We start from the raw sequence: 14,238 nt of genomic DNA on the forward strand, positions 1-14,238 counted from the left end.
GGGATGACGGCTGCCACCTACATCGCGTTGCGCAGTTGCGGATAGCGTTCGGAAACGGCCGCCGCGATATCGCGCGCCAGGTCCGATGCATCGTCCGTCGGCGGCAGGGATGACACGCCCAAACTGGGATCGCCGGCTACCGGGACGATCGAAATGACCGATGCCGGCGGCTCGGCTTCAATTTTTGCCGGCCGCGGCTGCGGCCGATCGATCCGGCCGGGCAGGCTCTCGCCGCGCGAGGCGGTGGCTGCGGCGCGACCGAGCCAGGAGACGTCAATGGCGGAGTTGTCGCGGGAGGCCTCGCGGCTGGCCAGATCGCGCCAGACCAGCACCGCGGATTTGGCTTCCTGGATGTTCTCGAGAAAGGACACTTCACTGTGATAGCGGCGCCAGCGGCCGGTCTCGAAAAGTTCGGTGAGGTGTTCGAGCCGCGCTTCGGCGAGAGCACACCAGCGCGTGAGCGTATCGCGGCCCCGTGCCACGTCGAGTTGATGGGTCATGAATCAGCCCGCAAGGAGAAAAACGGACGCCGACGCAACCGGGACGAATCAATCGAACATGACGAAGATATGTTGTGGAAAACCTTAACGAAGTCTAGCTATCGAGCGCGATCGGCGCCGGCTTTCGACGGAAAGCCGTAGCAATACGGGGGTTGTTCTCACTATCCACAGTCAAGCCCCGCCGGCATGTCGGCGCGTCGGGCAGAGCCAAAGCCGAAAATGGCGCCGGAAACGAAAGACCCGTCCGGGGGGACAACCGGACGGGTCAAGCCATATGGGCGCTTGGGGTGGATGGGCGCTCGCGCCGAATATAGCCTCGATGGGGAGGGATAACCGCTCCCACGTTAGTTGGTCGCGCAGGGGGCGTCGCACGTTCAAACCGGCTTGCGATTTTTTTAACTTTTTCAGGCCGGCTTTCTTGGGCCAAAATTACTGCGCGGACGAGTGTTTTGCCTCGTCCACGACCGGTTTGTCGGCGGCCATGGTGGCTGGCGGCTGATTCAGCGCCCTGGTCGCGGGTTCGTCCGGCGGCACGGAAGTCTTTGCCGCGGCGACGGGTTCGGAGGCCGCGACAAACGGCGCCGCGGGCGCGGCGATCGTGGCAGTGACGGCCGCAAAAGCATCGGCTTCGCCGGCGCCGAACAGGTCGTCGCGGCCGGGAGCGCCCAAATCGCGGGCAGTCTTGGTCAGGATTGCGCGCACTCCGTCCGGCTTCAACGCAGGATTGCGCTCCAGCATCAGGGTGGCAAGGCCGCTGACGTAGGCTGCGGCAAACGAGGTGCCGGAGGTCATCTGATATTTGCCGTCCGGCGCCGGCAGGAAGATGTCGACCCCGGGTGCTGCAACAGCGACGAAGCTGCCGCGGTTCGAGGCCGGAAACAGCCTGTCCTCGGCGTCGGTGGCGCTGACCGCAATCACGTTGGCGTCGGCGGCGGGATAGAGCGGCGGCGATTTCGGCCCGGCATTGCCGCTGGCTGCGACCATCACGATGCCCTTGGCGGCCATCGCCGCGATGCCGCGTTCGATCAGCGCATCGCTGGGGCCGGCAAAGCTCATATTGACGATCTGCGCGCCATGCGCAGCCGCATAGTCGAGCCCCTTCAACACCACGTACGACGTGCTTTCCGCTCCTTTCGCGGCCGTGCCGAAGGCGCGGATCGCCAGGATCTTCGCCGCCGGCGCGCTTCCCATCAGCCGCGCATGCGCGACGATGGCGCCGGCAACGCCGGTGCCGTGGACATGCGGGCCTTCCTTGCTGGCGAGCGCATCGAAGCTGTCGATGATCGAATTGGCGAATTCCGGATGTTTGACGTCGATTCCGGAGTCGATCACGGCGACGATGACATTGACGCCGTGCGCCAGCGTGTGCGCCTCGGGCAGGCGAAGTTTGGCCAGCGCGTATTGGGCGGGATCGCCTTCGGTCGGGACCTCAGGCTGTCCCTGCAGCAGGTAAATGTAATTCGGCTGCACCGAACGAAAGCCGGTGTCGGTTGCAAGTTCGCGCCTGACGGTCTCGAACGAGCGGCGGTCGGTGATGCGGAACAGACCGATGGTCGCGCCCACCAGCGGGAAATTCTGCGACTCCAGGCGCGCAAGGCCGTGACGCCGTGCCAGCGCATCGGCCTGCACATCCGACAGCGAGCCGTCGATCTCGGCCACGATCTCGCTTGGGACCGTGCGCAGCCCGAGTGCCGCCGTCTGCGACAGGTTGCTGCGCGGGCCGGCGTTGCCTTTCTTGCCCGACGAACCTGCGACCGACCTCACCGGCTGACCCTGGCAGTCGCCGTCGCTATTGCGATAGGCGTAGCCGCAGCCGGAACGGGTCCTGAGGTTGGGGGAAGTTCTGTCGATCCCGGAGGCCGCGGTAGCGGCGACGTCGGCGTTGATCCGCGGCGCAATCACCGGGCCGACCGTTGGAATGCGTCCCTCGACCCTGATGCTCGGCGTGCGCATGATGTTTTGCGCATGAAGCGGCGCGGCATCCAGACACGCCAGCGTCAACGCCGCCGACAACAACAAAAACGCCGCGCGCCGTGCCCTCGTCCGCCAGGTCAGGGGATCAAGCATCTTGAAACCTCGGGCTGATGCGCTCATCGCAGAGCGCCATGCGGATCAGGGCGTCGGCACCGCGAGACTGACGATCTTCTCGTTTTGCAGCCTGCTCATCAGGCCGGCCGTTTCATCCTTGGTCATCGGCTTGTTACCGAATTGCAGCCGGAACAGGCCGCCCTTGGCGCCGTCGACGATCGAGGCCTGGTAGTTGTCGAGCAGCGTCGTGATGTCGGCGACGCGTGCCTCCGGCGCGAAACGCACCAGCGCGCGCGGCGGAGCGGCCGGCCCCAATTCGCGGGTGATCGGCTCGTTCATGCTCAACGACGCCGTCTGGAAAGTGGAATTCTGGTTGTTCACCAGCACCGCGCCGATCACGGCGGCCTGCAGCACCAGCGCCACCGCGGCAAGACTCGCCGACCAGGCCAGCGTGCGCGGTGACAGGCTCGCGAAAAATCCGGCGAAGCGCGCGGCGAAATGGCGCGAGGACCGCGGCTGCCGCGCAGGTTCCGCGTCGATCGCCGCGAACAACTTCTGCATGGCGCGCGCCGACGGCGCCCCCAGGCTTTCGTTGAGATCGATGGTCTCGGCGTATTCTTCCCGGATCACGGCGTATTGCCTGGCGAGCTCGGGATCCCGCGCCAGCGCTTCCTCGACGCGGCGAGCATCGCGCGCGTTCAGCGTGCCGGCGGCATGCCAGGGCAACAGCATTTCCAGCTCGCTGGGCTCTTGCTCCAGAATTTTCTTGCTCGCTGCCATCATGGCCAACCTCGCTCGATGCCGGCTGCCTTCAGCAGCTCGGCCAGTTTCTTGCGCGCATAGAACAGGCGCGTCTTAACGGTGTTTTCCGGAATGCCGACGATTTCAGCCACCTCTTCCACCGACTTCTCGTGGTAGTAGACGAGATCGACGATCTCCCGATGATCCGGCGAAAGTGCCGTCAGGCACTTGCGCAACGCTTCACTGGTATCCTTCTTCTGCACCGCCACTTCCGGATCGTCGGAAGAATCCTCGATCGCGTTGGCGGCCTCGTCGTCCAGTTCAACGTCCTTCCTGCGCCGCAGCGAGGACAGGGCCTTGAATCGCGTTATCGCCAGGAGCCAGGTGGAAACCGCGGATCGGCCTTCGAACTTGCCGGCCTGGCGCCACACATCGAGAAAAACCTCGCTGATGAGATCTTCGGCGATCTGTTCGTCCCGCACCAGCCGGAGCCCGAAACGGAACACCCTGACATGATGCCGTCCGTACAGCACCTGCATGGCGAGGCGGTCGCCTTGAGCGATCCGAGCGATCAGGACGTCGTCCGTAGCCGCCTGTGTCGCACTCAATGGCCGTCTCGCAAGGTTTGTCGGCTTTCCTTGGCCGGTGGTTCGATGGCAAAGGCAAGATTCTTCAAATTACCATAAGTCAGGGACCGCATCTGTGATGTACCACACATAACGCGATCTCGCGGCAGCGCCCGCGCGACCGGCAGCCAACAAACCGAGAAATATGGTATCATAATACAGAAATACTTTCTACACGCCCCAGCCATTCCGCAGCCAACCTTAGCAAGGGCACGCCGCACAAAACAGCGCCTGCAGGTCGATCCGCGCGACGCCACCGCCCGGCACCGCCTGATCCGGCCCCGTCAGGATCGTCGGGGGAAGCTAATTTCCTTTGTCAAACAAGGAAAATACCGAAATCCCGCGGGCGGGAATCGGTTCCAAAAGATACCAAACCTAAAGGCTTTCCCACTTAGATTTTTTGCCGAGTTCCATTGACGGCGAGATCATGGCCACCGCTGCGTTTCCGTTCCTGAATCCAATTGCGGCCGAGCCCGAAAGCGTGGGCCGGAAGCCTTCGGCGAAGGCGTTGTCGCGCCGCGCCAGACAGCGCCGCCAGATTCAGGGCATGATCGCGGCGAGTTATGTCGTCGACGCCCTGATCCTGCTGGTCTACGCGCATGCGGGCACGATCCCGGCCATCATGGGCCCGGCATTCGCCGCGAGCGGGTTGGCCTCCGTCGCCTTCTATCTGCTGCTGTCGGAAACCGGCTTCACCGAGCGCTTCCACGACCATTATTTCGTGACGCCGCAGCTGATCGTCTCCGCCGCGATCATGCTGACCTTCACCTACATCGTGCCCGAAGTCGGCGTCATGTTCCTGTGCACGCTGTTCGTGGTGTTCAACTTCGGTTCGCTGCGCTCGACGGCGCGGCAAACCGCACTGGTCTGGACCGCCACCGCGCTCGGCCTCGCCGGGCTGTTTCTGTTGACCGACAAGCCGATTTCCCTGCCGCATGACAGTTACCTGGAGCGCTTCGCGACGATGTCGGTGTTCGTCCTGACCATCGGCCGCTGCATGTTTCTCGGGATGTTCTCGAGCCAGATGCGCCAGTCGCTCTACGCGAGCGGCGTCAAGCTGAGGGAAGCCTACAAGCGCATCGAAGAGCTCGCCGAACTGGACGAGCTGACCGGCTCGTTCAACCGCCGCTGCATCATGCGGATGCTGGACGACGAGATCGCCCGCGCCCACCGCATCAATGCGCCCTGCTCGATTGCGCTGATCGATCTCGACTGGTTCAAGCGCATCAACGACGCCTTCGGCCATCCGACCGGCGACGAGGTGCTCCGGACGTTCGCCATCACCGTGTTCGCCAACATCCGCAGCATCGACCGCTTCGGCCGCTACGGCGGCGAGGAATTCCTGCTGCTGCTTCCCGATACCTCAAGCGAGGCCGCCGCACCCATCCTGGATCGGCTGCGGGCGATCATCGCCGATCTCGACTGGAGCGCATTCTCGCCGGGCATGACGGTCACGATTTCCGCCGGCCTCGCGACGCTGGCCGCCGACGAGAACCCAGACACCCTTCTCGCGCGCGCCGACAGCGCGCTTTACGCAGCCAAGGCACGAGGACGCAATCGCATCGCCAGCGCCTGACCCGCCACCTTCCGTTTCCCGGACGACGGAGAAACCGTCACCGGTCCAAAATACCCGAACGCTCCAGGATAGAGTCATGAGTTCGAAATCCGCTGCCACCTCCGAAAGCCTGCTCGATGAGCTGCAGACCACGCTTGCGCACGGCACCGTGGCGCGGCGGGTGGAAACGCTCCGCCGCGTGACCGACCTGTTCATCAACGGCGCGGTGGATTTCTCGGACGAACAGATCGGGCTGTTCGACGACGTGTTTCAGTGCCTGATGGAGCACATCGAGATCTCCGCCAAGGCGCTGCTCGCCAATCGCCTGGCGCCGCTCGGCAGCGCGCCCCCGCTCACCGTCCGCGCGCTGGCGTTCGACGATTTGATCGAGGTCGCAGCCCCCGTGCTGTCGCAATCGGAGCGGCTCGACGACGAGACGCTGATCGAGACCGCGCGCAACAAGAGCCAGGCGCATCTGATGGCGATATCGACACGGCGGGTGCTGAGCGGCGCGGTCACCGACGTGCTGGTGCTGCGCGGCAACGACGAGGTGATCCATTCTACCGTCAACAATCCCGGCGCGGAATTTTCCGAGCGCGGCTTCACCCGGCTGGTCGATCGCGCCGAAGGCGACGACAATCTGGCGACCTGCCTCGGCATGCGTCCGACGATCCCGCGCCATCTCTATTTGAAACTCATCGCCAAGGCGTCCGCGACGGTGCGGGAACGGCTGGAGGCCGCCGACCCGCAGCGGGCGGCGGAAGTGCCGACCGCGGTGCGCGAGGCGACGCGGCGCGCGCGCGCGGCGCCCTCGGCCATCAGCCGGGAAACCGCCATCGCGCACGCGCTGGTCAAATCACTCTACGAGGACGGCAGGCTCGACGAGCATCAGTTGGCAGCGTTCGCCGAGGAAGGCAAGTTCGACGAAGCCAATGCCGCGATCGCGGCACTCGCCAACGTGCCGGTGTCGATCGCCGAGAACATGATGATCGAGACCCGCGCCGAAGGCGTCATGATCCTGGCCAAGGTTTCCGGGATGTCGTGGTTCACCGTCAAGGCGATCATCAACATGCGCGACGATCTCTCCGGGATGGAGCCTGCCGATCTGCAGGCCTGCAAGGCCACCTATGAGCGGCTGCGGCCCTCGACCGCACAGCAGGTGTTGCGTTTCCACCGCATGCAGCAGAACGCGTCGCCGGCGGCCTGAGCGGTTTGCGGCGCTGCCTCAATATCTCAGCATCCTCGATCCCGCGAGCGCACCGATTGCGGTGATGAGCGCGGTTCCGATCGTGTACCAGGTCGCGACGAACAGCGGCGAATCGTCGGTGCAGTGCGAGGCGTAGAGCGTCGCCGCCAACCCCGCCGACAACAGCCCGGCGAGGGCGCCGGCGAGCGCGGGCCGGGCCGGAGCGCCGTGGCGCAGGCCGAGCAGCGCCGCCGCCAGCAGCGGCAGCGACATCAGCGGAATGGCCGTCATGCAAATGCGCGAGTTGCTGCCGACCAGACGGGTGATCATCGGCAGCCGCTGCGGCAGCATCATTTCGCTGGCGATCCCGCCGACCAATAGTCCCGCCGGAATCAGCAATAACCATGCCCAGCCGCGCAGCGAGGCCTCGGGCCGCGCGAGATGCAGGCTGAGCACGATCGCCGAGATCGCCAACGCCAGCGTCACCGCGAACTTCAGGTCGAAGAACGGATTATGCATCGCGGTCATGACGTCCGGACGGACGCCGAGGCCGAGAAAGAAGATCGCAAGCGAAACCGGCGCTGCCGCGAGCAGCGAAAGCGCCAGCACCAGGCCGACCGGCCGGGCGCGGTGATCGTCTGCGGCGAGCGTTCGAATGAGCTGATCGGTTTCCACGATCATGGCTCCCGTAGTTTGGCGGTGAGGCTGGCGAGCCCGCGATGCAGCGCCACGCGCACCGCGCCCTCGCTCATGGAAAATTTCGCAGCCGTGTCCTTGATCGACGCGGCCTCGACCGCGATCGATTGCAGCACGTCGCGCTGGCGCTGTGGCAGTGAGGCCAGCCTGGCCGCGACTTCGCCGGCGGGCGCGGTTTCGGCGGCCGGCTCGCTCGCAATCGTCTCGGCGAAGTCGTCGATATTGACGAAGATACGGCGGCCGCGGCGGCGCAGCGCATCGATCAGCTTGTTGCGCGCGATCGCAAACAGCCAGGGGGCGAACGGCGCGTCGGCGTCCCAGGTATGCCGCTTCAGATGCACCGCCAACAAGATATCCTGCACGATGTCCTCGGATTGATCGACCGGCTGCCCTGCGCGCGCCAGACCGCGGCGGGCGGCGGCCCGCAGCACCGGCGTGACAGCCTTGAGCAGACGATGATACGCCGCACCGTCGCCTGACATGGCCGACCGCATCAGGCCGGTCCACTCGTCTTCACGTTCGCGCACGCGCGCTCCCACACTGCAATTCGGTCGATCTTTCAATTTGTTACGTTACGAAAGCATTGATCACGAAGTCGTGATCGGAGCCGCCTTCGGGCCCAAGCAAACCGCAACCGATCTAACCACCGCTGGGGCCGCTGCTGCATCCGTCAGGCTCATAACATCGATCGCCTCCGCTGGCACCCGCAGCCTTGATTCCAAAAAAACTTTGGCGGCTGGACACCTTGCCGGCCGTGGCGGCGGCAAAAATGCTGCCCCGCTTTCGCCCGGTGTAACCAGAAGATTCCCTTATTTTGCCCCGTTGCCGACACGCCACGGGGGCTCCTTTCGCTTCGGGGACTGGCAAATTGGGGAGATTGCCACATGACGATCAAAGCCAGCGGGCGCTCGGCATTGATGGCCGCAGCGGGGTTGTTGATTTGCCTCGCCGGACCATCGCAGGCGGCGGTCACTGACGGCGCGGCGAAACCGGCGACGGCCAAGGCTCCGGTTGCGCTGAAATACGCCAGGCACGGCACACACCACCTGAGAAAGTACGCCCATCATCGACCCGGCCAGGTTGTTGCGTTGAAAGCTTCCGGCGACAACAAGCCCTATGCGGCCGACGACGCCGACCATGCAACCGTACTGCCGCCCTCGGTGGCCAATGCCAATGCGCAACTGGCGCAAGCCGATACGCCGAGCGGCAACGCCGCGCAGGCCATGGCCGCACGGGCCAACAATCTTCTGCAGGCCGCCCCGGACAAGCCGGTTGATGTCCAAGCTCAACCCACCGCCGACACCCAGGTCGGCTGGCCCGATCCGCTCAAGGAGGGCGATCGCGCCCAGCGCGACCGCGCTCAGGCTGTCGTGGCGGTGGCCTCGACCGAGGCACAAGCCGCGCCGGTTGCACCCGCGACGGCCAACGGCAGCGAATCCTCCACCTGGGACCAGACCTCCCTGATCGGCAAAATCTTCATCGGCTTCGGCGCGCTTCTGACGATGGCCTCCGCCGCGCGCATGTTCATGGCGTAGACCAAGCCGTCATCCTGAGGTGCTCGCCTCTTCGGCGAGCCTCGAAGGATGACTGGCTCCGCTGCCAGACCCCATCCTTCGAGGCGCGCAAGGGCGCGCACCTCAGGATGACGTCGGTGCGGATCGCCCCTACTTGATGCCACCCCCTCGAGCGGGCACATTGCCCGCGACATCGTCAGGGGTGGACCATGAGCACGTTCGAGCACATCATCGTCGAAAGCAGAGGCGCGGTCGGCATCATCACGCTGAACCGCCCGAAAATGCTGAATGCCTTGTCGTTCGACGTATTCCGGGAAATCGCCGCCGCCGTCGACGACCTCGAGGCCGACGACAAGATCGGCTGCATCGTGCTCGCCGGCGGCGAGAAGGCGTTCGCCGCGGGCGCCGATATCAAGGAGATGCAGCCGAAAACCTTCATCGACATGTTTTCTAGCGATTTTGCTTCGGTCGGCGGCGACCGCATCGCCCGTTGCCGCAAGCCGACGATCGCCGCGGTCAGCGGCTACGCGCTCGGCGGCGGCTGCGAACTGGCGATGATGTGCGACATCATCATCGCCGCCGACACCGCGAAATTCGGCCAGCCCGAGATCACGCTCGGCACCATCCCCGGCATCGGCGGCACCCAGCGGCTGACCCGGGCCGTCGGCAAATCCAAGGCGATGGATCTGTGCCTGACGGGGCGGATGATGGATGCGGCGGAAGCCGAGCGCTCGGGCCTCGTCAGCCGCGTCGTGCCCGCCGGCAAATTGATGGAAGAGGCGCTGGCGGCGGCGGAAAAAATCGCATCGATGTCGCGACCCGCGGCGGCGATGGCCAAGGAGGCCATCAACCGCGCCTTCGAGACCCCGCTGTCGGAAGGCATCAGCGTCGAGCGCAATTTGTTTCATTCCACCTTCGCACTGGAAGATCGCGCCGAGGGCATGGCCGCGTTCATCGAGAAGCGCAAGCCGGTGAACAAGAACAGGTGATCGTCGTCATCCTGAGGTGCGCGCCATCTTCGGCGCGCCTCGAAGGATGGATACAGCCCGTGGCCCATCCTTCGAGGCGAGCCCAGCGGTGCAGTGCACCGCTGGGCTCGCACCTCCAGCGACAACGGCGACGCCGTTGCGCGGGGATGACGCTCCCTATGAGCGACCGAATGAGTTATCCCGCCCGGCTCCTCACCAGCGCCGCGCTGACCAGCGCGCGATAGGCGCGTTCGGACAGGCTCGTGGGCTTGTCGAGCCCGAGCCGCGCCAGGCATTCGGCGTCGGCCGCATCGGGGCTTCGCGCAAAACCCTGCCACAACATTCCGGGCAACCGCAGCGGCGAGGCTTGCGCATCCTGCAAAAATTGCAGCGCCAGGATCAGCCGCTGCTCGACATCGGTGAAATCGCTGCCGAATGGAAACGATGGCAGCAGCCCGGCCTCGCGCGCGGGCTTTAGCGCACGCGCGATCCGTTCCGGAACATTCTCGCGGTGAGCGGCGGGGATGACAAAATCCTTCGGCAGCTTGCCGGCGTCCTTGGCTCTCCGCGCCAGTTCGTCCTGAAAGCGGCTGTCGGCGACCGCGAGCATGGCCGTGATCACGTCGGCGTCGGATTTTCCCCTGAGATCGGCGACGCCATATTCGGTGATCACGACGTCGCGTAGATGCCGCGGAATGGTTTCGTGACCATAGTTCCAGCGGATGTTGGATTGCGTGCCTCGGCCGGCCTGCCGCGTCGCCTCGACCGAAAGGATCGAGCGCGCGCCTTGCAGCGCAAACGCCTGCGCCACGAAATTATACTGACCGCCGACGCCGCTCACGACCTGCCCGTCTTCCAGCCCGTCGGAAATCACGGCTCCCAGGAGGGTCGCCATCATGGCAGCGTTGACGAAACGGGCATCGACGCGGGCGCGCCGTTTCGAAACCTCGTCGCCATAGATCTCGTTGGTGAAGGAGACCGGCATCATCTGGATCCGCGCGATCTGGCCCTCGCTCATCTCGCGCAGCGCGCGGTAGAGCGATTTCGGCCCCAGGAAAAACGCGCCGTGCAGCACCACGCCATCGACCTCGCGCTTGAGGATGCCGGCATCGATCAGGCCGATGAACGCTTCCGTCACTATTTCACTGAGGCCGTAGAGCCCGCGTTCGAACGCGCTCGTCTCCAGCGCCGCAGGCACTTCGGCGCCAGGCGAAAGCTGCTTCATGATCCCGCAAAATTGCGCATTGTCGCGGTGGCGGACGATCAGCCCCTGCGCCAGCGCGTCGCCGATCTGGCCGATGCCGATCTGCAGAGTGCCGCCGTCGCGCACCAAGCCCGCGGCGTGCAGCCCGATCGCATATTTGGTGTCGGCGATCGGCTCGGCGGGCGGCGCGAACAACGGAAAATCGGTCGCGGGACTGTCGAGCACCGCGCTGAATTCATCCGCCGGCAAATCGCCCGCGCCGGGCATGAACGGCAGTTCGGAATTGACTTGCCCGATCAATTTGAACGATGCCCGTCCCTCGGCGCGGGCGCGCAGCACATCGAGCGTGGTGTCGGTATTGCAGCTCAGGCTGTAGCGCGCGACACCGTCGATGACGCGCTTGGCCACCAGTTGGGTGACGACGTTGAGCCCGCGCGCCAGCAGATACATCGAGGCATGGGTGTAATTGGCGGAAATGTAGTGCTGCTGCGCGAACGGCACGTGCAGCCATCGTCCGGCGAGGAAGAAGAATTCGATCACCTTGATGTTGGGCGGCAGCGCGCCCGCATGCAGCGGTGCGGCATAGGCGAGGTCGGGATAACCGCCGAACAACCGGTCGATGACGGGCGCGATGAAGCGCCGCTCCAGCAAGTTTGACGGTTTTGGTTTTTCCAGCGTCAGCGCGGAGAAAAACGTCAGGCTGATCGAGCGGTCGGCGTCAGCGCGCGCATAGAGCGCGTTGACGATGTGGTTAGCCTTGCCGAGCCCGAGCGGCAGCCCGACCACGAGATTGGTCCCGACGTCGCGGATGATATCCTCCGCGATGGCCTCGGGGTCGGTGAACAGCTTTGGCATCGGTGAAATCCAGCAGCGCCCGGAATCGGACGCCAGCAGCTATAGCCTATTTCGGGCTGCTAATCTGACGCGCCGTTCGGGTAATCCGATCGCGGCCACTCGCCAATCTTGTGCTGGGGATTATTCGGCCGAGCAGACCGGCAGGATGACACTGCCCGGCGCGGCTCTACGGGTTCTGAGCCGCAGCGCGTGACGCGGCCTGCTCGCCTTGCCGCAACGCTTCCCGCTGATAACAGCGCGACCATTCGGCGGCCTTGCGCAAGCCGCCGAACGGAAACAGGTGGAATCCGGCGATTGGCGCGGTTGCCGACGCGGGCGCCGAGCGCAGGCTGCGCATGACGTCATCCGGCCCGGTATCCGTCAACAGCCGGCCGAAGCGGCCGATCTGGCCGCGCAGTGCGCGCATCGAATTGCCGACGCCGCAGCGGAGCGCGAATTTCGTCAATGTCGCGGGACTGGCCGGACCGGCGAGGCCGACGATGACGGGAAGCTCGATGCCGTGTGCCTCGAGTTCGCCGATCCAGGCGAGGATGGGTGCGGCTTCGAAGCAGAACTGCGTCACCACATCGACGCGGATGCTGGTCCGCCGTCCCCAGTCGCGCCAGGCCTCGAGCGCTTTCAGCGCGGGCGCCGCAGCGAGAAAGGGATGCCCCTCGGGATGACCGGCAACGCTGACGCGCGCGAACCCATGCGCCTCGATCGATCCGCCGGCAGCAACGTCGAGGCTCGACCGGTATGGCCCCTTCGCGGCCGCCACATCGCCGGCGATCAAGAGGATCCGCGTGACAGCGGCCTCGCCGACAAGCCGCGCCAGAAAATCGTCGAGCGCCTCGCGCGAAACCATTTCGCGGGCCGCGATATGGGGGACCGGGTTGAAACCGGTGCGGCGCAGCGCCGCGGCGGTCGCGACATTGTGCCGATAATTGTCGCCGGGCAGGAAGGTGATCGTGACCTCGGTGCCGGCGGGAAAATGATCCGGCAATTCCCGCAGCTGATGGCCGCGCGAGGAGACCTCGACCGAAGCCTTCGACAGCAGCGCGGCGAGATCGCGGGGAGCGTGATCGGATGCAGACACGGCTCACTCCCCCTAGAGGCGGCGGCGCGAAATCACATAGGTCTCGTCGTTGAACCAGAGGCCGCCATGCTGCTTCAGCACGGCGTCGGTGGCCTCGAGATAACGGCCGTCGCGGACCACTTCCGACAGCCTGCTGTCCTCGATCTGCGCCACATAGATCGCGGCGTTCCAGGCCGCGAACAGCGTCGAGGTTCCGATCGGACCACTGACTTCGTCCGGCAGCGTGTGCATGTGGTAGCGGAAGATCGATCGCGCATCGGAGGAGGCGTTGAAATTGAAGTGCCGGGACGCGGCGCCGAGTTCATGCTTGACCTGACGCAGGATGGCATAGCGGTCGGTCTTGAAGGGATCCTCGCCCGGCCAGACCCGGTCGATGATCTCGATGCCGGGATCGCGGCCGTGGGAATGGATGCCGATCAGCCTCCCGCCCGGCCGCAGCGCGCGGACCAGCGGGGTCACCACCTTGGAGGCCTTGAACTCGACGCTGGCGCGCGCCCGATAGGGCTGCGAGGCGATCACGAGATCGTAGTCGGCCATCACCCGTCCCGGCCGCGGCATGATCGGATCGAGCAGGAAGGAGTGGTCCTCGCGCCGCAGGGTCAGGACGATCGGCCGCTGATAAACCGGATTGCCGGTGGTCGGGCTGATGCCCGCGCGCCAGTTTTCGGCCAAAAATCCTTCGAGCTCGCCGATCTGTTCCGCAAAGCCGTGCGCGGTATTGCCCGATAGCGCGACGTCCTTCCACAGCAGGCTTTGCGCCGACGTCGCCGAACGCGGCGTCAGCCACGGCGCTTCGGCGTAATAAAGGTTGGTGATCACGAGCACGGTCGCCGGGTGCTCGAACAGCCGGTCCGCCATCTTCTCCAGGGTCAGCCGGACATCCTCGTAGCTGATCTCCTTGGCCACTACATAGAGCGGCATGGTCGGAAAGCGCGCGTGCAAGGCCCGCATCACCCGCGACAGCACGGTGCCGTCGCCGACGCCGGCGTCGAAAATCCGCAGCGCCGGCGGCGTCGGCTGCAAACTGCCGAGTTCGAGAGAAATCCGGTTGGCGACGTCGGTCTTCTCGCTGCAGGTGGAAACGAAAAGCAGATATTTCTGCCGGTTGTCGAAAAACCGGAAACCGGCGGGCTGGATGTCGGTCGCGGCATTGGCGCCGTTGACCGCCTTCGCGGGCAGCGACGGTTTACTCCGCGCCAGCGGCGGGCGTTGCCGGTTTTCGGACAGAAAGCTGCGGACCTTGTCCAGCGTTCCGGTGGTGATCTTGGCGCCATCGCGCAACCGCGACAC

Annotated in this window: 13 protein-coding genes; 4 read left to right on the plus strand and 9 right to left on the minus strand. The window is 65.2% G+C overall.

Going from position 1 to position 14,238, the window contains the following annotated elements:
* Nucleotides 1-17: 17 nt before the first annotated feature.
* From VK804_RS11425 to VK804_RS11440, 4 genes are all read right to left on the minus strand, one after another.
* Nucleotides 18-500, minus strand: coding sequence for a TIGR03809 family protein (locus tag VK804_RS11425; RefSeq protein WP_325370918.1), 483 nt, complete (start codon nucleotides 498-500; stop codon nucleotides 18-20).
* Nucleotides 501-929: 429 nt separating this feature from the next.
* Nucleotides 930-2,594, minus strand: coding sequence for a S8 family serine peptidase (locus VK804_RS11430; RefSeq protein ID WP_414642756.1), 1,665 nt, complete (start codon nucleotides 2,592-2,594; stop codon nucleotides 930-932).
* 18 nt (nucleotides 2,595-2,612) lie between these two features.
* Nucleotides 2,613-3,311, minus strand: coding sequence for a hypothetical protein (locus VK804_RS11435; protein WP_325370919.1), 699 nt, complete (start codon nucleotides 3,309-3,311; stop codon nucleotides 2,613-2,615).
* Nucleotides 3,308-3,877: a sigma-70 family RNA polymerase sigma factor gene (locus VK804_RS11440; RefSeq protein ID WP_325370920.1), complete on the minus strand. Its 570-nt coding sequence runs from the start codon at nucleotides 3,875-3,877 to the stop codon at nucleotides 3,308-3,310. Before VK804_RS11440 ends, VK804_RS11435 begins: the two co-directional genes overlap by 4 nt.
* 445 nt (nucleotides 3,878-4,322) lie before the next feature.
* Here VK804_RS11440 and VK804_RS11445 point away from each other — a divergent pair, with 445 nt between their 5' ends.
* Entirely contained in the window at nucleotides 4,323-5,471 is a 1,149-nt protein-coding gene (locus tag VK804_RS11445; protein WP_325370921.1) for a GGDEF domain-containing protein, read from the plus strand.
* A 76-nt stretch (nucleotides 5,472-5,547) separates the two neighbouring features.
* Nucleotides 5,548-6,657 (plus strand): DUF2336 domain-containing protein, encoded by a 1,110-nt coding sequence (locus tag VK804_RS11450; RefSeq protein WP_325370922.1) that lies wholly within the window; start codon nucleotides 5,548-5,550, stop codon nucleotides 6,655-6,657.
* Nucleotides 6,658-6,675: 18 nt separating this feature from the next.
* Here the strand turns inward: VK804_RS11450 and VK804_RS11455 are convergent, their stop codons facing one another.
* Nucleotides 6,676-7,311, minus strand: a complete 636-nt coding sequence (locus VK804_RS11455; RefSeq protein WP_325370923.1) for a DUF1109 domain-containing protein — start codon at nucleotides 7,309-7,311, stop codon at nucleotides 6,676-6,678.
* Between the two features lie 2 nt (nucleotides 7,312-7,313).
* On the minus strand, nucleotides 7,314-7,859 hold the full coding sequence (locus VK804_RS11460; protein ID WP_325370924.1) for a sigma-70 family RNA polymerase sigma factor: 546 nt from the start codon (nucleotides 7,857-7,859) through the stop codon (nucleotides 7,314-7,316).
* 357 nt (nucleotides 7,860-8,216) lie between these two features.
* Between VK804_RS11460 and VK804_RS11465 the strand changes: the two genes are divergently transcribed.
* Both VK804_RS11465 and VK804_RS11470 read left to right on the plus strand, forming a co-directional pair.
* Nucleotides 8,217-8,867: a hypothetical protein gene (locus VK804_RS11465; RefSeq protein ID WP_325370925.1), complete on the plus strand. Its 651-nt coding sequence runs from the start codon at nucleotides 8,217-8,219 to the stop codon at nucleotides 8,865-8,867.
* A gap of 188 nt (nucleotides 8,868-9,055) precedes the next feature.
* A complete protein-coding gene (locus VK804_RS11470) occupies nucleotides 9,056-9,835 on the plus strand; it encodes an enoyl-CoA hydratase (protein WP_325370926.1) in 780 nt (259 codons plus the stop codon).
* Nucleotides 9,836-10,010: 175 nt separating this feature from the next.
* On the opposite strand, the gene VK804_RS11475 is transcribed toward VK804_RS11470, so the two are convergent.
* The 3 genes from VK804_RS11475 to VK804_RS11485 form a co-directional block, all read right to left on the minus strand.
* Nucleotides 10,011-11,873, minus strand: a complete 1,863-nt coding sequence (locus VK804_RS11475) for an acetyl-CoA hydrolase/transferase C-terminal domain-containing protein (protein ID WP_325370927.1) — start codon at nucleotides 11,871-11,873, stop codon at nucleotides 10,011-10,013.
* 166 nt (nucleotides 11,874-12,039) lie between these two features.
* Nucleotides 12,040-12,948 (minus strand): methylenetetrahydrofolate reductase, encoded by a 909-nt coding sequence (locus VK804_RS11480; protein ID WP_325370928.1) that lies wholly within the window; start codon nucleotides 12,946-12,948, stop codon nucleotides 12,040-12,042.
* 12 nt (nucleotides 12,949-12,960) lie between these two features.
* Nucleotides 12,961-14,238: hypothetical protein (locus VK804_RS11485; RefSeq protein WP_325370929.1), on the minus strand; the 1,278-nt coding region annotated here is incomplete at its 5' end.

The sequence above is a fragment of the Bradyrhizobium sp. genome (genome assembly GCF_035484855.1).
In the GTDB taxonomy this organism is placed as follows: Bacteria; Pseudomonadota; Alphaproteobacteria; order Rhizobiales; family Xanthobacteraceae; genus Bradyrhizobium.